The sequence below is a fragment of the Shewanella submarina genome (assembly GCF_042646185.1).
In the GTDB taxonomy this organism is placed as follows: Bacteria; Pseudomonadota; Gammaproteobacteria; order Enterobacterales; family Shewanellaceae; genus Shewanella; species Shewanella corallii.
On record NZ_JBHRTD010000017.1, the window covers coordinates 473,237 to 494,424 of the forward strand.

14 protein-coding genes are annotated in these 21,188 nt (G+C 49.0%); 3 read left to right on the forward strand and 11 right to left on the reverse strand.

From position 1 onward, the window contains the following. Positions 1-28 precede the first annotated feature (28 nt). The 3 genes from ACFOE0_RS16050 to ACFOE0_RS16060 all read right to left on the reverse strand — a co-directional run bounded on the left by ACFOE0_RS16050 (position 29) and on the right by ACFOE0_RS16060 (position 3,434). Entirely contained in the window at positions 29-277 is a 249-nt protein-coding gene (locus ACFOE0_RS16050; protein ID WP_115136971.1) for a GlsB/YeaQ/YmgE family stress response membrane protein, read from the reverse strand. Between the two features lie 202 nt (positions 278-479). Then, on the reverse strand, positions 480-2,330 hold the full coding sequence (locus ACFOE0_RS16055; RefSeq protein ID WP_248936195.1) for a hypothetical protein: 1,851 nt from the start codon (positions 2,328-2,330) through the stop codon (positions 480-482). Positions 2,331-2,981: 651 nt separating this feature from the next. Beyond that, positions 2,982-3,434 (reverse strand): virion protein, encoded by a 453-nt coding sequence (locus ACFOE0_RS16060; protein WP_248936196.1) that lies wholly within the window; start codon positions 3,432-3,434, stop codon positions 2,982-2,984. Positions 3,435-3,642: 208 nt separating this feature from the next. Here ACFOE0_RS16060 and ACFOE0_RS16065 point away from each other — a divergent pair, with 208 nt between their 5' ends. Beyond that, on the forward strand, positions 3,643-4,749 hold the full coding sequence (locus ACFOE0_RS16065) for a choloylglycine hydrolase family protein (RefSeq protein WP_248936197.1): 1,107 nt from the start codon (positions 3,643-3,645) through the stop codon (positions 4,747-4,749). A gap of 71 nt (positions 4,750-4,820) precedes the next feature. Here ACFOE0_RS16065 and ACFOE0_RS16070 read toward each other — a convergent pair whose 3' ends face one another. From ACFOE0_RS16070 to ACFOE0_RS16085, 4 genes are all read right to left on the reverse strand, one after another. Then, positions 4,821-5,324 (reverse strand): SMI1/KNR4 family protein, encoded by a 504-nt coding sequence (locus ACFOE0_RS16070; RefSeq protein ID WP_115136809.1) that lies wholly within the window; start codon positions 5,322-5,324, stop codon positions 4,821-4,823. Between the two features lie 195 nt (positions 5,325-5,519). Next, entirely contained in the window at positions 5,520-9,278 is a 3,759-nt protein-coding gene (locus ACFOE0_RS16075; protein WP_248936198.1) for a S8 family serine peptidase, read from the reverse strand. 450 nt (positions 9,279-9,728) lie between these two features. After that, positions 9,729-10,595, reverse strand: coding sequence for a Tim44 domain-containing protein (locus ACFOE0_RS16080; RefSeq protein ID WP_248936199.1), 867 nt, complete (start codon positions 10,593-10,595; stop codon positions 9,729-9,731). Between the two features lie 396 nt (positions 10,596-10,991). Beyond that, positions 10,992-13,961: a DUF3857 domain-containing protein gene (locus ACFOE0_RS16085; RefSeq protein ID WP_248936200.1), complete on the reverse strand. Its 2,970-nt coding sequence runs from the start codon at positions 13,959-13,961 to the stop codon at positions 10,992-10,994. A gap of 247 nt (positions 13,962-14,208) precedes the next feature. On the opposite strand from ACFOE0_RS16085, the gene ACFOE0_RS16090 reads away from it, so the two are divergent. Together ACFOE0_RS16090 and ACFOE0_RS16095 are read left to right on the forward strand one after the other, a co-directional pair. Next, positions 14,209-14,730, forward strand: a complete 522-nt coding sequence (locus ACFOE0_RS16090) for a hypothetical protein (RefSeq protein WP_248936201.1) — start codon at positions 14,209-14,211, stop codon at positions 14,728-14,730. Between the two features lie 206 nt (positions 14,731-14,936). Further along, positions 14,937-17,003, forward strand: coding sequence for a PhoX family protein (locus ACFOE0_RS16095; RefSeq protein WP_248936202.1), 2,067 nt, complete (start codon positions 14,937-14,939; stop codon positions 17,001-17,003). Positions 17,004-17,148: 145 nt separating this feature from the next. Here the strand turns inward: ACFOE0_RS16095 and ACFOE0_RS16100 are convergent, their stop codons facing one another. The 4 genes from ACFOE0_RS16100 to ACFOE0_RS16115 all read right to left on the reverse strand — a co-directional run bounded on the left by ACFOE0_RS16100 (position 17,149) and on the right by ACFOE0_RS16115 (position 21,176). Continuing rightward, positions 17,149-17,484 (reverse strand): hypothetical protein, encoded by a 336-nt coding sequence (locus ACFOE0_RS16100; protein WP_248936203.1) that lies wholly within the window; start codon positions 17,482-17,484, stop codon positions 17,149-17,151. Positions 17,485-17,592: 108 nt separating this feature from the next. Beyond that, entirely contained in the window at positions 17,593-18,513 is a 921-nt protein-coding gene (locus ACFOE0_RS16105; RefSeq protein ID WP_248936204.1) for a manganese-dependent inorganic pyrophosphatase, read from the reverse strand. A 291-nt stretch (positions 18,514-18,804) separates the two neighbouring features. Further along, complete coding sequence (locus tag ACFOE0_RS16110; RefSeq protein ID WP_248936205.1) at positions 18,805-19,929, reverse strand: acyl-CoA dehydrogenase family protein; 1,125 nt, start codon at positions 19,927-19,929, stop codon at positions 18,805-18,807. Further along, positions 19,926-21,176 carry an acyl-CoA dehydrogenase family protein gene (locus ACFOE0_RS16115; protein ID WP_248936206.1) on the reverse strand — a complete coding sequence of 417 codons (1,251 nt, stop codon included), beginning with the start codon at positions 21,174-21,176 and terminating at the stop codon, positions 19,926-19,928. The genes ACFOE0_RS16110 and ACFOE0_RS16115 overlap by 4 nt, the downstream gene beginning before the upstream one ends. Positions 21,177-21,188 lie beyond the last annotated feature (12 nt).

The window sequence follows — 21,188 nt, forward strand, 5'->3', positions numbered from 1 at the left end:
GCGTTAAAAACAGGTGGTTCAGCAAGTGTCAGCTACGGACTTTGGAGAGTATAAAGAGCAACAATACCGCGCCCACCGTTGCACTGATAATGGAGCCAATAATGCCGGTGGCAGCAAAGCCCAACAAGCCAAATACAAACCCACCAAGAATTGAACCAATGACTCCAATCAGAATATTGATCCAGAGTCCGAATCCAGCCCCTTTCATCAATTGACCGGCCAGCCAACCAGCAATACCACCAATAATCAGAAAAGTAATTAAGGAACTCAGCGTCATAGTACTGCCCTCTTTTGTAAACCATAAGAAGCTCTTCAAAAGTACGCAGTTAGGGGCGTGAGCTCAACGAACATTCTTGTAATCAGCATCAGGCAAAGGACATCAGTTTGAATTAACATCGATTTTCTAAAATTAATATCTGTTCACCAAGCATCAACCTGTCTGACATGGTTAGCGACTACCCGACTCCAGTTCATTACCACTATGGGTTGTCGACCTCATTAGTTTTCGGAGTTTGATAGATATACTGCTTAGATGCCCAGGGCTGTTCGCCTACTTTAGTCCAAAACGTAATATAAACCTTGCTGCCATCTTTAGGCAGTCCTTCGACCAGCAACGACTGATTCGTCGTCGTAGACGAAGATCTGATATCTGAACTCCAGGGTGTAGAGCCTACCAGCAAGTCGTAAAGGTAAAGCTCATGCTCATGATTCACATCAGGTTTACGCCATTCAAACAACACTTTGGTCGACTCAAGCAAAGGCGGAGTTTCCTCGGAGTAATTGTCAAAATGTGCAGTGGAGATAACGGCGTCAACAGCCTCATAAGAATAGGTTTTATAGGACCAGGGAAGCTCACCTTTCTTTGTCCATAAGGTCAGGTAGACAGTGCGGCCATCGACAGGCAGCCCATTAACCAAAACTGATTCGTCGCTGGTAACAGATGAAACCCTGATATCATTTGAGTGAACTCCCTGAGTTCCCACAATCAGATCATACGAGTATTCACTGTCAACATAGGGCTTCTCCAGATCGAACACAACGCTGGATGAGGCCAATTGTGTATCTTGGGCTGGAGAAAGAATGCTGACAACTTCGGGATCATTTATCGCTTCAATAACGTAATCCTGATAGTTCCATGAGTCCGTGTAGGTCCAAAGGCGGGCAAATACATCCCTGCCATCACTGGGTAATCCGAAGACATCTCTGTATTGGAAACTGTAATCAGAAGCCTTTTGAACATTAGACGACAGAATGTCGTTCCCCCCCTTACTAGAACCCAAGAGTAAGTCATAGTGACTGGCCAATGGCGGATTATCCCAGTAAAACGTTTGTCGAACTCCCGTAAGTTGATTACCGTGACGAGGCCTGGTCAAGTTCGCCGTCAATCTTGAATTATCCAGGTTAGGAGAGATGAAGCGATAATCACGATATTCCCATGAACCTGACCAATGGGCTGACCAAAGGCGTACGTATACTGCCGCATACTCGTCCGGTAGATTAGTGACTTCAGATTGATCTTGGTACAACAGATCGCTTGCAAGGATATTGTCAGAACCGATTCCAGTCGTTCCGACATCGAGCCGATAGGCGTGAGTTCCTTCGGGCCTATTCCATGACAGAGTGACACTTTTGGTCTCTATTTCAACTTCAGGGCCATGGGAGGTAAGCGTAGCAGCATGGGATGTTGAATTTGGGGTGTAGGGGCTTAAGTCGAAATTCTGGCTATCAAGATAGGCTAAACGATTGGGAATGAGGGTGTTGACGGTGTCCAGTACCGAATCAGTTACCCTGTCTGTCATATAGCGCGACACGAAGTACATCAAAAAGGTCTCAGCAAAATCCTCTCTAACCGGATAGTTTTGTCCATATTTGGTAATCGAGATGCCATCGGCTTTTTGGGCTTCATGCCAGTCTGGATGGTTCTTATGGCCAGTCTCGAATGTGGCATGTATAGCTTCATGAAATAAGGTTTCCTCCAGCGTCCCTTTCTTTATCAGTGCTTTACCATGAACTGTATGTACCATGACGTCGCCATTTAACCCTCCCCATTTTGCATCACCGTCAAAAATGATGAGTCGCTGCACACCATCCCGAATGCTCTTTGGTTGTTGACCCAGGTAAAACGCATATTCATTTGCTTTTTCACGGGCATTTTCCTGACTACCAAACTCAGGGCTGACGACAGCATCGGTTTGGGTGCCATCCGAAAACTTCAAGTTGAATACATATCCGTAGATAGTTCCCCAGGAATCAGAACGTCTGTCGTAAACATAGTGTTGTTGACGTCCGGTATAACCCAGGCCAAAGAAGGTAGAAGGGTCATTGGCCATTATGATATTTCTGTCGACACTGATGGACCCAAACCAGGGAGGCTCGTCCTGAGCATGACTAATCGTGGGGAACAATGGTAACAACAACAGCCAAATCCAGAATGTCTTATTCGCGATAGAACACATAATCAACTCTCTTATCATTGTTTTGTTGAACACACTCATGCTGGCAATCGACACATGAGTTAAATGAGCTAAAGATGGCCCCGGGGTTGGCCCTATCGTTTTTACTTCTTACTTTTTTAGCCAACCACCGGGAGCCATTGGGATATTGTGTATTGTATACAAACTATAGATGTGACACTGGATTGTCTACTTTTTAATCGGCTCGAACTGGTCTTACATATGGATAAATAACCAATAACCGGTATTTCTTACCATTTAATCACCCATCAACAGGTGATTAATGTCAAAAGGCTTACGCTAAGAAAAACTGGGAATAGGAAGGTTTAACAGAGTGTTATCGGCGATAATTGGGACGAGTATCAGATATGAAGAGAGTGATATAAATAGAATCAAAGGCAGGTTTCCCCGCCCTTGATGATAATTTTTCATGGTCTGTTGAGCACGTAGTCGTCACTCATATTCAGAAGTGCCCTGGCTCCAATTGTGTCCACCGGGAGACTTATGAATAGAAAAACTTGGGATATGTCAGCATGATCTCCAGCCTGCGTTGACCCCCTGAGTTACTTCCTCAACTGAATAAGGGCACTCTCCGTTTTCAAATCTGATCATGGCCGTGATCACTCTGGGATAATCTGAATCGTGCAACACTGTGTCAGCACAGATCCCACTGTGACCAACAATAAAGGTGATGTAGTTATCAGTGGGATTGTTATCCTCCCGAGGTGCCCAGCGTTCAACTATGCCCCGGATGGTATTGATCCCGTACTTTAAGCGATAAGTATTCATTATGCGGGCAGCGGCGCGAATGCCATAAAACGCGGAGGAAAAAACCACAAATCGTCCATCTGTACCACAGGCGCCTTCCCAGTTGCAGCCTTTTTCAATGTTCAGAGGATTATGGTTGCGAATGCCTCTGGGAATGTCTTTTCGTCTGGAGTTGGAGCGAAACGACTTACCTCTGGCCTGTTTGCATTTCATGCTGCCCGGCAACCTGGCCAGGAGCTTACATCCGGTCCGCTTTGGCATCAGTTTTATAAGGTATTGGCGGCACTTTTTAATAATTTTGTACAAGATATCGTCACAGCAATAAGATAATCGGACTTATCAGTGACATTAGCGACGAAAACTTAAAACAGGCTTGAAAATTTAAGCCATCTGGTGACCTAATCCACAAAAGGAGCTGTTTATGGCATTGAAACCCCTCGTCCTGAGTATTTTGTCAGGACTGGCATTAGCCGGTGCATCTATTGGTACGGCAGATGCCTGTACCGGCATTACTTTGAGCACAGAGGCTCACGCCAATATTCACGCACGCACTATTGAGTGGGGAGAAAGCAATCTCAACAGTAAACTGATCATAGCGCCAAGAAATTATGGTTATGCCTCTACCATGCCTAATGGAAAAACCGGGCTCAGTTGGGACAGCAAGTATGGCTTCGCCGGGATTTCAGTCTCAGATGACAGGTTTATCGCCGAAGGGATCAATGAAGCCGGACTTACCGCAGGCCTTTTCTATTTCAAAGGCTACGGCTCCCTGGCAAAGTTCGACCCGGCCCATACTGCCAACAACATTACCGATATGGATTTTGTGCGTTGGATGCTGAGTCAATTTGATACGGTTGAACAGGTCAAGGCTGCCATTAAGCAGATTAAAATCGTACCTGTCTACCTTGATGCCAAAGGTAATCCATCACCAACGGCACACTGGCGGGTAACGGATAAATCCGGTGCTAATATCGTTATCGAGATTGTGAATAACGGCGAGATCCACTTCTATGACAACCCTGTGGGTGTACTGACCAACTCTCCGGATTTCCCCTGGCAGGTCACCAATCTGAATAACTATGTCAGCCTGCAGCCCGGCACCTCAGCCCCCGTTAATTTTGGCGATTATCAAGCCAGATCATTTGGGGTTGGTACAGCGTTTGCGGCTCTGCCTGGCGATATCAGTCCTCCGGCCCGATTCGTGCGAGCAGCCTTTTATGTTGAAACCGCACCCACGATGAAAACCAACCGGGACGCGGTTTCTCAGGCGTTTCATATTTTGAATAACTTTGATATTCCCATAGGGACTGAATTCAGCACTGAACATAAAGCCCATATCCCTGATCTGCCCTCTGCCACCCAGTGGACTTCAGTGATCGATCAGCAAAATCGGGTTCTCTACTACAAAACTATGTTCGACAGCGGAATTAAGTCTTTTGATCTGAAATCCGCTGATCTGAGTGGTGCCAAAGAGACCAAGCTGGCGCTGGACAGTGGCAGCTTTACCACTCATAAGGTGACTCAGTAGTCCTTGCTGAAAATAAAAAGGCCCCAGCGGGCCTTTTTATTTGATATTTGAAAACAGGCTTTATGCCTGGTTCATGCACACCAATCATCCAGTACCCTGTCGAATTCCGGGTACTGGTTATGGGCTCTTTCGATAATTGCTGACACTGTGCCTCTGTGGTCATGGGCGTACGTTTGCGCGAAGCGGGCAAACTCAGGTTTACCCTGTCTTTCCAGGGTCGGATAGGCGATGGCCTCAAATGGTCCAATACCATTAGCCAGTAACCAGACATAATCATAAAAGTTCGCTGCGATAAGCCCGGCTTCACCTTCTGAGCCAAAAAATACCACAGGTTGTTCCAGCACAGGTTGATCTGGATTTACCAGCCAAAATGCAGCGTAACCACCTGAGCCGTCCTGCCCGAATATTAAGAATTGGTCGCCACTCAGGGTTTGATTACAGGTCCACAACTTAATCCACGCATCTGTTTGTCCCGAAGATACAAACTCCTCATAGGGCTCAAAGTCGATACCATCCTCGTAATCGATGGCAATTTGATGCAGCATTTTGAGTTTTTCGGGAAAATGTCTGTCCATAAACAATACCTCTCCTTTCAATGTTTACGCCCTGGTTGCCAGGTACCCTTACTTACCTTAAAAAACTTATCAAACCACCCATCGGCGTCGCTATTACCCAATATTGCTATTTTTTGTGCGAGATCTTCCCTGATGCAAAAATAAAGGCCACACATCTGTGTGGCCTTTGGTCATCTTTCTTTATCAGTAGAAAGGTTAGAAAGTGATACTGGTTGAGTCCTTAAGGCCTCTGTTATCTGTCACTTCCAGGGTTACGCCGGTCGCATCGCCACGGTAGAAAATCACGCGGCCCGAACGGGTTTCGCCATTATCAAAGGTCCAGCGATGACGACGAATACGGCCATCTTCGTCGGTACTGCGGGACCTCAGGATATGAATTCCACCAAAGAACTCATAGTGCTGAATAATGGCTTGCGGAGGTGTACTGACAATGACCTTGGCGTTGTCAGCGCGGCTCTCCAGACGACCATCAGACGCTTTCACCTTGAACTTCAACCTGGTTGAGACTGAAGGTGCAGTAAAGGTTATCATGTTGTCATCCTGAGTGAAGCTGACCGCTGGCCCACGAGTCTGAGTAAACTCATAGGTCAACTCATCACCATCTTCATCAGTGCCAAGAGCAGTCAGTGTGACCTCACCTCCAGTGGCTGTTATCACCCGCTTCTCTTCAAACTCCACCATAGGACGGGTGTTGTTTACAGTCACGGTGAAATCAGCAGGCTCGGAGCGATTACCCAGGGTATCAATTGCCACCACGGTACCTGTCATGGTCTCAGTAGATTGGTCAATCTCCATGCCAGGCGCGACTTTCAGGCTGCCATCATAATCAACGACCAGCACATCAGAGTTGGCATCTGTCATCTCGTAGTTGGCTATTGGACTGGACACAGCGTCATCGTCCACGCCATTGAAGCGGGCAACAACTTCACCCTCTCCTGTACCTTTATCGACACTGGCTTCGAGGTCATCAACACGAGGCGCTGAGTTGGCGTCCGGAGACATATTGAAGGTCAGCGCCACGCCCCCCTGATCAGACAGCATGACATAACCCAGCTCTGAGTAACTGGCGTCAAACAGACCGCTTTCTCCCTGAGCCAGTGAGCTGATTGGGTTACCTGCTTCATCGAACAAGTTCAGAGCTGTATCGTTTGGCTCCAGCGTAACAGTTGCAGTAATTTCATCACCTTCACCGGAGGCGCCAGCCAGGATCCAGCTGTCTTCTTCTACGCGGAATCGGATATTCACTTCACTGCCAATATCGCTCTCACTCAGGCCCATATCGCCGAAACAGGCAAAATTGCCTATGAAGTTATTGCCCGGGGTATGCAGTACTTCACGAATGAAACCTCTGGTGGCATTGGGATAGCCATGGACGAACATGCGGGCACGGTTGTCACCTCGACGGAACCAACCATAGTTAATAGACCCTATCTTGTAGTCCCAGGTACCATCTTGATCCAAATCGAAGTCCACATTGTGGCTACCCACCAATGGATGGATAATCGGGTCACGGAACACCATGGTGTTAACTATGGCATAGCCACCGGTACAGCCGGCAAGCTCGATAACCTCCAAGCTACCACCCACCATATCGTGACGACGTTCATCTTCTACCGGATCAACGCCTGTCAGGCTCGCAGCGAAGACATTGGTCAGATCTGTCGCGCCTGTATTGGTCACGCTGCGCACCGTCTCACCTTCAAACTGTGCGACACCAACACTGGCCTCGGCGTCGGCCTTGGGCAGCACATGGTAAATCAGCTTAAGTGCTTCCTCATCACCCTGCATAAAGCGAATGGCACCGTCATACTCTGACAGGGTCAATGCCTGAGTCTGACCTGCTACATCAGTATTGCCGCTTCGCAGGCCCCAGGCCGGCAGGGCTGATGGGTCAAGATGCATGGTGACATCAAATTCTGCTGTGGAACCCGCTCCCACCGTAATACTGGATGGCATATCCATAGAAACAGCACCAGACGCGATATCGTCCGCATATCTCTGGTGAAGCTCCAGGTTAAAGGTGTGATCGTTTCCGGAGAAGTTCTTTAAGGTCACCGTCTTGGTCACACTTTGCATCTCAGTGCCTTTAACCAGACCAAACGCCAATGCTGCTTGCAGGGAGTCTGAATCCCATGCAATCACCTCGGACTCTACTGCTCTTTCAAGGTCAACCAAACCTGCACCTATGTAGGAAACCGGTGCCAAACCGGCATCAGGGTTCTGCGCAGGTGGCGCCAGATAAACATCACTGTTGGCGGTGTTCATTAAGGTCGCTTTGACTTCGAAGGCGTTACGGTCCGGGAAGGTTTCCCTGACAACAGACACTGCACCAGCGGTAATTGGTCCGGAGAAGGAGGTACCGCTGGCTGGCGTCAGACCATCACCCAGACCTGGGTGAGCCGTCAGAATGTTTACACCCGGGGCGGTGATTTCAGGCTTCAGCAGTCCGGCAACCGATGGCCCCCTGGAGGTAAAGCTGGCAATACCATCGGCCAGAACCACAGACTCAGATTCAATGCTATAAACCGCATTGTTGTTGTCCAGCGCATCCTTAAACAGGTTACCATCAGCCAGTGAGATCATCACTGACGGAATGGTGACATCTGGATTGGAACCGCCCATTGCAAAGGGAGGCGTATCCACATTGTTGGCAACGATAACAAAGTCAGCGCCCTTATTTTGGGCATTCAACACCTTAGTGGTGAAGTTACAGCCACCGCGATCCACCAACACTGCGTTGGCGGTAAAATCTATGTCATCTCCGAATGCATCACAGGCGTCTGCATTATCGTTGGCGGTGGAATAGACAAGCGGTGAACCAGTAGAGTCAAAAGCAAACTCATTAGTGGTATTAAAACCGGCGCCAACTGCAACGAAAGGCGTACCATTCAGTTCTGACTCGATTTTGCCACCTTCATTTACTGGGTGAGTCATCGCCCCGACTGACATGGCGTTTTTAGAGGTACTTGGACCACCGACAACAAATGGACGCGGGCCATCATTACCTGCAGAGATCACCACATTGATGCCCTGCTCCACCATTTCATTAATCAGCAGCTCTACTGCATCACCATCGTTGTCACCAAAGGCGCCACCCAGAGACATATTGACCACATCCACATGATCTGAAGTATCGCCGTCTCCGTTCGGGTCCATCGCGGCTTCGAGTGCATTGAACTGAGCCACACCCGGGCAACCGCCAGCACACACACTGTACACATAGAACTCAACATCGGGTGCAATGCCGGATACAGAGTGACTTACGTGGGTACCGTGGTTGGTGGTTGCATCTATGGGATTAGGGTCGTCATTCATAAAGTCATAACCGCCTATGACTTTACCCTGTGGCCATGAAGGCGCTGTGGCTTGAGATGCCACTGCAGCCGCATAATCATCCGGATTGCCCGAACCACCCAGAGCTGAGTGGGTATAGTCGACACCTGTATCCAACACTGCCACTATCTGGCCTGCACCAGTAGCGCCACCAGCGTTGGCGACAGCCGTGGCACCGACGTAATCACGACTGGCCGCGACATGAAGCTGTCTGTCATAAACCGGCAGGATCTTTTTAATATCAGGATTCTTTTTGAGGCGCATCACTGCCTTGTGGTCACCGGCCACAATCAGACCGTTAACCAGCTTTGAGGTCGAAGATAGTACTTGAATATCTTCACCCATAGCGGCGATTTGAGATTTCATTTTTGCCTGGGATGCCATTACATCCTGCATGGCGGCCGCCGGGCTTGATACGCTTCTGGTTTTGAGTTGTTTACTGACGGATTCCTGATTCAACACCACCATCCAGGCTACGACGCCTTGATTTTCCTGCAGTAGGGTTTCTTCGGACTGAGTTGAATCCAGATATTGCTCCAGTTGATACTTGTCGATGGTTGAAGCACCAACAAGCCCTGTCATCAGCGAAGCAGAAATTGCGATTGCAAGCTTGTTAAACATGCCAATTTCCTTATTTGATTTTAATAGTCTTATTAAATTCAGGAAAATCAAGCACTCTAATACCGCTTAACTTAGTACCACCTATTTTGGTTTTCCTAATATGGGCCTTCTAACTGTACTAACATGGTCTTGAACTTGCGCCCTTTTTGCAGGCGACAAGGGTTATAGTCGCAACTGTTCAAATTTGATTCAATACTTATTCAATATATGTTTAAGGCTCAAGCAAATATAGTAATTTTGAAGGTAAGAGCAATTAACATTAAAGTTTTAAATGAACGTTTAATTGCCCAAATATAATACTAAACGGCTGAAATTGAATATGTTAAATCACATAATGTATGTGAGGTTATAAAGCCTTTATTTAAATCAGGTTTTATATCTATTACGAAATAGTATTTTACTACTACAAAAAAGCCTGCTTTTCAGCAGGCTTTTAAAATGTTCGGATTATCAGGACTCGATGCCCACAATTAACCATGGAGAATTAGGCCTGGACAGGTCACGCTCAAGATGCCAGATATCGGTAATATCTTCTTCCATCGCGTCCTGAGTTTCTTTGTACTTGCCTGAGAACTTAAGGCTCAATTCCGCTACCGACTGGTTATAGTCTGCACGAACCAGTTCGGCATTGATAAACAGAATCTGATTATGCAGCTCCCCCGGCGTTGCGGCGCGGTCTTGCTCAAGAGCCTGATACAGATCTGCAGAGACATATTCGCGGATCTTGTCCAGATCGTTGGCATTCCATGCGCGCTGGATCTGCATATAGTGGTCACGGGCGCGGTTAACGAAGCCGTTGGCATCGAATCCCGATGGCAGGTTGAAGGGAACGTCGCTGGCCTGAGCACCGAAGCCGCCACCAAAGTTACCAGTCTGCTGTGGCTGAGCCTGGCGTTGATACTGCTGTTGACTCTGAGGCCCCGCATAAGCAGGTTGAGGTCGTCTCTGACTCATCGCTTTTTGCGCCATCACTGACTTGATAATTTTAAAGATAATAAACGCCAGCACACCGATAATCAGGATATCCATAAACTGGATCCCCTCAAAAGCGCCGCCGGCAAACAGAGCTGCCAGCAAACCACCCGCCAGCAATCCGCCTAACATACCGCCCATCAGGCCTTTTTTCGCGCCAGATTGCGCTGTAGTACCTTGTTTTTGAATGGTGTCAGTACGCTGTGCCTGTTGCTGTTTAGCAGGTGCAGTTTTATGGGACTTACCATAGGACTTGCCGCCACCAAAACGCTTGGCATCTGCATGGGGAACCACAGCAAGGCTAACAGCCATCACTATGGTAAACAGGGTCAATAACTTCTTCATATTTCTTCCTGTATTAAAAGAGAAAATGCATGTTATTGGAGGCCCGGCCTGCTAGCAAGTCTGATATCGTTAAAAAGTGTGAGTATACCAATCCGCATAGGAGTTTAGTCACTCAGCGAGAATTTAAAGGCGTGTAGACAATCGGAGCGAGCAAAGGTCTATCGGGATAAATCAAGCGAGCTCTGGGCAGTATGCGCACCTTTAAAACTCGCCCGTCGGGAGCCTGTCAGCCACACGATTACTGCCCCAAATTGTTTAGTCATAGAACCACTATGTCGTCACCAATTTGGATTGTACTCGAATGGCTGACATGGCTCTGATGAGATCAATCTCCTATGCGGATTGGTATTATAAAAAAGCCGGGCGTTTGCCCGGCTTTCGATTAGGGGCTGAGTGTTAAGTTTTAGATGACTGCCAGCTTTTATTAAGTTGCTGGTAGAAACGCTGGTCATCCTCCTCTGCGTGAGGCACAAACAGTAGAAAATAACTCTCGTCATCCAGAGTAACAGTGATCACTGAGTTGTCATTATCTGAGTCGGCATACTCAATCTCTATCTGCGCTACCTGCTCGAAAGGCACAGATCTGGAATCAAACTGGCCTTCATCCTTCCAGTAAGTGAATACCCGGCTGTCAGTAAAGCCATTGCCATCATCACGGATATTGAAAAGCGCATCACTGTAGAAGAGCACAGGTGTTTCGTTGGCGCCGAACAGCTGCTTTCGCTGCATATAGCTGATATCTCTTTGCCACAGCTCATCCCCTTTAATCACTCTTTCTGAAGGCATCAGGCCAATGGATTGGGTTACGGCAAATACCGCCAGAGGCACGGTCACTAAAGCGATTGCAATATGACGGGCTCTGGGCCTTGAGTTATGGGTAAAAGCCTCTCGGCGACCAAGATTTAGCTGGTTGACATATAACACCAAGGGAAGCACACACAAAGGGATCAAAAGCTCACTGAACCAGCCAGCTTTTTCTGATAACTGATGAGACGCGTTGAAGACGAAAAACAGAAAACACAATACTCCCATCACGAAAGCAGACACAGGGAAACTAATGTTCCGGTCCAGATGCCTCTGCTTTAACGTTAGGTAAAGCGGGTAAAGCCAAAACACGCCGAAGAGTGCCCTTACAAATGGCCAGATATCTGAGTCATCACGACGTTTGATATATTGCCAGCACTTATATTGCCAATAGAAAGGATAAATACCCAATGTCACCAGAGACAGTAAATAAAAACTAATTGGAGAAACAGGGTAATACTCGACCTCCCCTTCATAATCTTTGGCAACCAGGAAGCTGGAGATAGCCAAAACCAAACTAAACAGCATGATAACCAGGATAATGACAATCCATACCGCTTCAGATACCCCAATATTGACAGGTTCGGCTTGTGAGTCAGACGAAGTAGCTGACGCAGGAGCCGAGCGGGTTAAACCAATACTCAAGGAGTCTCGAACTTTCAATACTGCGTCCGAATAAGCTTTTAACTCTTCAGCCAATATCAGATCAGTGTGGGTTTTGAAGCTGTATTCCAACATCAGCTTCCTACCCTTTTTATCGAATGTTAATTGATACTGATAATCGAAAAATGGATTGGATTCATTGATACGCTCGTTGGTAAAGCTCCAGTCTTCAGATTCCAGCTCAATCCGAATCAGACCATTAATTTCGAGCGGAAAAGTTTGTCCCCTTGGTCTTGGGTCGCCGGCATCGGGAACCTGAAGATAGGATGACACCTGGTTCTCGCTGAAGTAGATAGTCAATGTACCGGATTCATCGATCTCCCAGGCCTCATCCATATTGTAGGACTCATGGTAGGTCAACTCACCATGGTTACCGTGAACGACCTCGAGAGGTTCGGCAATTGTTATGGTCGGAAAGCTATTACCGTAATACTTGAGGTACTGTTCAGAGACCCCCTCGAGTCCGTTGCTGCTTAAAGTTGATCGGCCATTAATGGCATCTACGCCCCCATAGGTGGTCACCACCCTCAAGCTCAATGGCTTTTCGTTGGTATCAGGTAGTTTATAGACCTCTTTATATTCAACCCGCGAGCCTGAGTTGGACTTGGACATGAGCTCAAGCTGATGACCTGTGTCATCCAGCACAAGTGCATACCCATAGTCAGGTTGATATTCGGTTGCCTGTTGATGAAGTATTGTTGGATCGATCCACTGCACTTCTCCCGCGACTTCCGCTTTAACGATCGCATGGTTAAATCGCTTAGGTGAAGGCTGCATGGTATCCAACACCTGGCCCTCAGTGGAGTGCACCAGGACAGGAGAAGCCTTAACACCCATCGCCCTCAAAATCGCAGCCAACAACACGGTTTTATCTTTACAGTCACCATAGCGTTTAGCCAGGGTATCCGGCGCCGACGCGGGCATATGACTGTTGCTGCCCATCTCCAGCCCCAGATATCGGATCTCCTCCTGTACAAACTGAGTCGCTGCCGCAACCTGTTGCTTCAGGTCGCCGCTCTGTTTGAACCTATCTGCCAAACCTGTGATTTCATCATCTGCAACTGTCTGACGCTCAAAAAGCGGTCTTGCCCAGTCAGTTACCTCCTGCCAGCTATTGACCTCATTAATAAACACCCTCGCATAGGGACGGTACCAGGATGGTGTATCATTGGGCACTCTGACTGCAGGCACCTGATTTAACATCAACTTATACTCTGTGGTGTCCCCAAGGCGGATTTGCTCCATCTCCATCTCACCGTCGGTAAAATGGACATTGGCAGGCGTTTCTTTCTGCCAAACCAGACGATAGTGCTGATTGTGAACCGGTACCGACCATTGCAGGGTTCGCGAAGCAGAAAATATGCCCTGATACACGGGATTTTGACCGATACGGGTGAAATGATATTCGAGGATATCGCCAACTCTGACATCATTAACGATCCAATAGGCTGACTTATTCTGCCTGACCAGAAGTGCATCATTGCCTCTGCTGTCCTGCAGCGAAAAACTGACATCCCGGCTTTTATCCAACCACACCCCATCACGCTTTAATCTGACACCGTGGAACAGAATCTTTTCGTAGCTGGGATCAAACTCAATCTCAATCTGTGAGGCCGTCTCCAGACCATCACTGCCGGTAATCTGTTTTGCATAACGAGAGTAATATTCGGGAGCGTCCTCTTTCGGAACCTTGTATTGGTTGTCGACCAACAGGGTGTAGATACCGTCTGTGACCTCATCTTTGGGTATCTCAGTCACTGTCGGTATCTTGATGGTCGATACCCAGTTGGGAACGCCGGAGAAATATAACCCCTGAGTTTCATACTGGCCGGATGTCCATTCAGTATCCAACTCCTGACGAGTCTGTATTTCATTGCTGGCCAAAGCTTGAAAGGGCAAAGCCAAGAGTATCAACAGACTGTAAATTGAGGGAGATTTTCCCAGGTGGGGTTCACCCTTATTAAATAGACGAGTCAGCGTTCTGATTATTCTTGTTGGCATCTTGGCTAATGGAGTCAAATACAGGGCTTTTTATCTTCACGAATAGCCGGATTGCGCGCAACATATAAATAACATTTTGTTCAAGTTCAAATCAGAGGTATCTTGATTTGAAACCAACAACCAGAAATCAGGCGCATTCTAGTCTGTGAAACCAAGCACCCCCTCACCTACCAGATACATATTCCTTTTTGTCGCCATGACAGTGGTTATCTGGCTTTTACTTACCGACACGCGTAAGGATTCCCGCGAGACCCTGTTGGTGGAATATCAGCAGTTATTTCAAGCCTCATACGATGCAGTAGTTCTCGAAGCTAAGATCAAGGACAGAAATCTGGGCCAGGCAACCGTCGAAATAGATGGCATGAAAGTGAACCTTTTAAACGGTTATCCCACACCCAGAAGTATGCTCAGCCTGCTGGGGTTACCTGATTGCAGTATTGAACAATCTGACGTAGCAGTGTGTATCACTGAGCTTAATGACCAACTGGAATTGAGTGTCAGTGGCAAGGGCACCGACACCCGCATCATCCTCTATCCTGCCGGTATGGCCCCAGCTCAATGGTGGCAAACCTGTATGCTGATCTACTATCGGCCCCAGTCCCCAACACACTCCGAATCGGGAAAAGCTCCCCATTATCAGAGCCAACTGTATATAGATAAGTGTTAGCCAAACTCCCCCTCAACCAGGTATTTAAATTGCTCTTGTGTACAGTTGGAACCAGTCTAATCTCTGACACAATTTGGCAATCTCAGGGTCATCTGTTTTCAGCCAAACTGTCATCTTGCCCCCTTAGTGTGTAGCGCATCGCAGTGTGAGCTGGCTCCCATTGCTTCATCAAAACAACAAAATGCGTTAACACTCAGGAGTGTCCAATGAGCAAAGCAACCCATGACCCAAGGTGCTACAACAAAAGTAATAATGAAACATTCGATCAGGTGCTTGAACGTCATCTTTCCCGTCGCCATTTTGTTAAAGGTGGACTGGGTATGAGCGCCATGGCCGCCTTTGCCGGAGCTGGCCTGAGTGGCTGTAACTCAAGCAGTGAAACTGTCGTTAAACCAGCGCCAACGCCACCACCCGCACCAACCCCGGCGCCACCGACCCAAGCCTCGGTTAAACTGGGTTTTGATTCTATTGCCAGCTCTATGACAGATGCTGTTGCCATTCCTCAAGGTTATAGCGCCCAGGTATTGGCTCCCTGGGGCACGCCACTGAATGATAAAGCCGGAGAATGGAAGTCTGACGGCACCAATACGGCAGAAGATCAGGCCAATGCCATGGGGATACACCATGATGGTATGCATTTCTTCCCGCTGAATGACAGCAGTGAAGATGGCCTGCTGGTGGTAAACCATGAGTACCTGGATTTGGATGCCCTGCATGCAAACGGTCCAACGCTTGATGCTGATGGCAAACGTACTGTGGTGGATGAGGTACGCAAGGAGATCAACGGACACGGCGTTTCAGTGGTACGTATCCGCAAGAATGGCAGCCAGTGGGAGGTGGTTAAGAACGATCGCCATAATCGCCGTTTTACCGGTGCCACCATCATGGATATTGCCGGCCCTCTGGCATATACCTCTTATCTGGAAACTCGCTTTTCCCCGGATGGCAGCCAGGCCCGCGGTACCCTTAACAACTGTGGTAACGGATTTACTCCCTGGGGTACTTATCTCACCTGCGAAGAGAACTGGCCCGGTTATTTTGTAAACCGTGGCGATCACACTGAAGATCAGGACAGACTGGGCCTGAGCCATTCAAACAGTCGTTATCGCTGGGATACTCTTGAAGGTCACACAGAAGAGTTGGTGGATGAATTTACCCGCTTCAATGTCACGCCAAGTGGTAACAGTGCTCAACAGGATTACCGCAATGAGGCCAATGGTCATGGTTATATTGTAGAAATCGACCCATATAACCCAGCCACCCGCGCAGTAAAGCGCACCGCGCTGGGCCGTTTCCGCCACGAAGGTTGCACCTTTGGCAAACTGGAAGCCGGTAAGCCTGTGACCTTCTATTCAGGTCATGATTCACGCTTTGAATATATGTATAAGTTTGTGTCAGATGCCAACTGGGATCCTTCGGACGCCAACCCTGCCAATCGTATCGCTACCGGCGATAAATATATGAATGAAGGCACACTGTACGTCGCCAAATTCAATGCAGATGGTACAGGTAACTGGATCCCCCTGACACTGGACAGCGTGACCACTGATGGTCGCCGCCTGGGGGAAAAATTTGTATCTCAGGCCGCCATTATTCTGAACACGCCCGGGGCAGCAGATGCAGTGGGAGCCACAGAGATGGACAGACCTGAGTGGTGTGCCGTCGACCCATTTACCGGCAGTGCTTACCTGACACTGACCAACAACACCCGACGTGAAGAGGCCAATGCCGCCAACCCGCGCATAGATAATTCATTCGGTCACATCATTCGCTGGGATGAAGGTGAAGACGCCACAGACTTTAGCTGGGATATATTTGTATTTGGTTCACCTGAAGATGGTGATGCCGATACCAACCGCTCCGGCCTGGCAGAGCTTAACCAATTTGCCAGTCCTGACGGCCTCGCCTTTGACCACCGCGGTATTATGTGGGTGCAGACAGACAACGGCGCCGATGAAGTGGAAGAATACACCAATGACCAGATGCTGGCAGTGGTGCCTTCGACCTTGGTTGATGGTGATGGAAACCAGCAAGTCATCAGTGCTGACAACCAAACCCAGTTGCGTCGTTTCTTCGTCGGTCCCAATGGCTGTGAAGTGACAGGCTTTGCTATCACTCCGGATTACAAGAATATGTTTGCCAATATTCAGCACCCGGGTAACTGGCCATACTCGGCCAATGCTGCTGAGGTGACGCCTACCGGCACCAGCGTTCGCCCAAGGGCGGCGACTGTGGTCATTACCAAAAACGATGGTGGGGAGATAGGCGTCTAATACCGGGAGTTAACAATAAATATGGGCTCCATTTGGGGCCCAATTTCATCTTTAGCTTGAAACTGCATCGCCTGTCAGCAATGACTAATACCAAGCCGACTTACCTCCCGGCTCCCCGGGAATATTTGGTCATCATGCTGCGCATTTACGAGGAAAGATAGAACCAATAGCTGATTCCCAATGCCAGAACAAAGGACAGTGCAAGTGCTACACGATAAAGAATCGATTTTGCTTTGAACCGGCTCAATTCGTTTGAGCCCTGATCAGCAAAGCTGCCATTCAACAGCATCTGCAATGCCACCGCTTTTGGCCATTTATCTTCACTGCCCAGCTGGCTGGCTTGTTCAACCACCTGCCGCCAGAGCTCAGGCTGACTCACTTCAAGATGTTTACACAGCTCTCCACCAAGTGTCTGAACAAATCTGACATAGAGAGACACAAACATCAGCGATAGCAAAATAAATAGTAAGATGGCGTTCATCGACTTCCCTCTGATGAATAGGTGAATTTATTAATATATTTCAATTCATTAGCAATGGGTACAAAAATGCCGGCAAATGCCGGCATTTCACTCAGAGCTCAGTCGCGATTAAGCGAAAGCATCCTGCAGTGGTGGTACTACCTGCTTCTTACGGCTCAGTACACCATCCAGCCATACACGGCCGTTTTCGGTAGCGGTACCGTAAGCACGCTCAACCACGGCAACGTCATCAGACACAACCAGCAGCTCAGAGCCTTCTTTCATGATGTCGGTCAGCAGCAGCATCACAGAGTGACGGCCACCCTCTTCTTTCAGAGAGGCAATATCAGCTTCCAGCTCGTGCTTGATAGCGTCAAATACAGACAGGTCAACCACTTCCAGCTGGCCGATACCAACCAGCTTGCCGTTCATGTTGAAGTCTTTAAAGTCACGCATAACGAGATCACGGATTGGCGTACCTTCAACGGCAGATTTCACTTTGAACATTTCCATGCCCAGGCCGTGGAAGTCTTCAACACCTGCGATATCAGCCAGAGCTTCAACGCAGCGGATATCAGCAGTAGTACAGGTTGGAGATTTGAACACAACAGTGTCAGACAGAATGGCACACATCATGATGCCGGCGATCGCCTTTGGAATTTCCACGCCGTGGAAATCGTACATCATCTTGATCACTGTGTTAGAGCAGCCTACCGGGCGGATCCAGCACTCAAGTGGAGTAGCGGTAGTCAGGTCGCCCAGTTTGTGGTGGTCAACAATACCCACGATAGTCGCCTGAGCGATATCGTCCGGAGCCTGAGTCACTTCAGAGTGGTCAACAATATAAACCTGCTCACCGGCATAGCTCTCTTTGAACTCTGGGGCTTCAACACCAAAGGTGTCCAGAATGAACTGAGTCTCAGGAGAGATCTCACCCAGGCGAGTGGCAATGGCTGGCTCGCCGATCTGGTTTTTCAGATAGGCCAGCGCAATAGCACCACAGATGGAATCAGAATCAGGGATCTTGTGTCCCACTACGTAAATAGACATGGCTCAATCTCACTATTAATTTCGGCGCATTTTAACAAATCCCACCCCAAGCAGGAATCCTGTCAGCCAGGCTGTTAACGAGTATGCGGCTTAAACAATCGCGAGATTCTACAAAATTTTTCCCCCGAACAAAATGTTAAAGCCGTAAATCAGACTAATTGTCATCATCGATTGAACAAACAAAAAACGCCGGAGTGATTTCACTCCGGCGCTGGCCTATAAAAACAAACCCATTGCCCCTTCGCTTTTCGGCCAAAAACTACCAAGTTCGGGCGGCTTTCCTGCTCAGGCTCACTCCTGAGTCAATTGGTGATAGCGGCTGACCATATAGTCGCTGTCACCCAGTGCCATTTGCGCAACCCGAATGCGCTTGAGGTATAGCCCCACATCCAGCTCATCTGTAACACCTATTCCGCCATGCATCTGCACCGCTTCACCCGTGACCTTGTCTGCCATCACCCCGACTTTCCATTTGGCCAGAGCGATAGCGGCGGCGGTCTCTTTGCTGCCGGGAGCCTTATCTATGGCCGCCAGAGCATTGATAACAGTGCTCCTTGCCAGCTCCAACTCGACAAAGCATGCCGCCGCTCTGTGCTGCAATGCCTGAAAGGTGCCTATCTGCACATCGAACTGCTTTCGGGTCTTCAGATAGTCTGTCGTCATCCGGAACAGGGCTTCGCAGGCGCCATGCATCTCTGCAGCCAGACAGGCTCTGGCGCTGTCTATCACCTGCTCAAGAAACGGTTCTACCTCTTCACCTGTTCCCAGAAGCTCAGCATTGACCTGCTGCAGCTCAAGGGCTGCGTTATTGCGGGAGTCCACCAAACCGGTACCGCGGACATTGAGGCCTGCAGCGTTGGCATGGACAATAAACAGGCCAAGGCGGTTTGACTGTGGCAAGCGCGCCGCCACCAGATAGGCATCTGCCTCCAGGCCATCAAATACCAAAGCCTTGGTGCCGGTCAGCTGATATCCCTCACAGGACTTTGCTGCAACGCTTGCAATACGGCCAAGGTCAAACCTGTGATGCTCCTCCAGCGCCAGCGCCATGCGCTGCTCGCCATACATCAAGGCATTGAGCCAGGTGTCCTGCTGCACTTCGCTGCCCAGCTTTTCGACCAAACTGCCACACAGAACTACAGATGACAGCATGGGTGAGGCAGACAGATGCCTGCCCAGCTCCTGAAACACAGCGCCCATGCCTTTATAGCCAAACTCCAACCCACCTTTGGCCTCAGGGAAGGGAATAGCGCCCCAGCCCAGCTCTGCCATGGTCTGCCATATCTGGGCGTCGAATCCCAACGTCACCTGCTCGTCTCTGAGTTTACGCTGAGCCGAAACCGGACTTTGCGCCGCCAGAAATTCAGCGGCCGTATCCGCCAGCATCTGCTCATCCTGAGAGTACACCATGCTCATTGAGCACCTCCTTTCGCCTGTGGCTGAGTTGGGATTTTGGTTTCAGGTAACTCCAATACCCGCTTGGCGATCACGTTCAGCTGAACTTCTGATGAGCCACCGGCAATGGTTTGGGTAAAGCCATTAAGCCAGGCCTTGGTCAGTTTGAGTTCCTGGGCAGAATATTCACAGCCTTCGCCTGCCAGCGACAGGTTACCCAGCGCCCGATACCCCATGGCGTCCAGCAGCAGCTCAAACTTCTGTTTTTCCTGCTCTGTGTGCACCAGTTTCATAATCGACATGGTGCCAAATACATTCTTACCGGCACGAGCCTCTTCGCCCATACGTTGCACTGTCAGGTTGTAGGCGATTTCATCCATCTCAGCCGCCATTGCACGCTGACGCAGCGCGATATCTGAAGCAGCTTCGCCCTCTTCTGCCATAGGCAGATAATCTTTCACCAGAGACATCAGGCTGAAATGGGTGGGCAAGCAGAACTGACCAAATTTGGACATGGCACTACGTTCATGTTGCAGCAACTTCTTGGCCAGTGCCCATCCGCCGTTGAGTTCGCCAATCAAATTGTCTTTGGGCACTTTGACGTTATCGAAGAAGACTTCACAGAAAGTGGACTTACCGCTGATAAGATCGATAGGCGCTACCGTTACCCCCTCAGCGTGCATATCCAACACCAGCAGGGAGATCCCCTGATGCTTGGGTGCATTGGCATTGGTTCGCACCAGAGCGTACATGGCATCGGACTTATCACCGTATGAGGTCCAGATTTTAGAGCCATTGACCAGATAGTGATCGCCCATATCCACTGCACTGGTACGAATACCCGCCAGATCAGAGCCGGCATTGGGCTCACTGAAGCCCTGACACCAACGCACTTCTCCACGACACATAGGGCCAAGCAGACGCTGCTTTTGCTCTTGGGTGCCAAATTCCAACACGACAGGCCCCAGCATCCAGATCCCCAGATTGATCTGAGGTGGACGGCAGCCCAGCTTCATCATCTCTTTTTCCAGTACCGCTTCCTGAGACGGTGTTAATCCACCGCCCCCAACGTCAACAGGCCAGGCCGGCGCAAACCAACCTTTGTCGCGCATCCGCTCAAACCAAACTCGCTGATCCTGGGTATTAAACTGGACATTTCTGCCGCCCCAGATCATCTCATCATCACTCATTGGTGTACGCAGGGACTGAGGACAGTTCTCCTCGAGCCACTGCTTCACTTCAGTGCGAAAACTGTCGATTTCGCTCATCCTGCTCTCCTT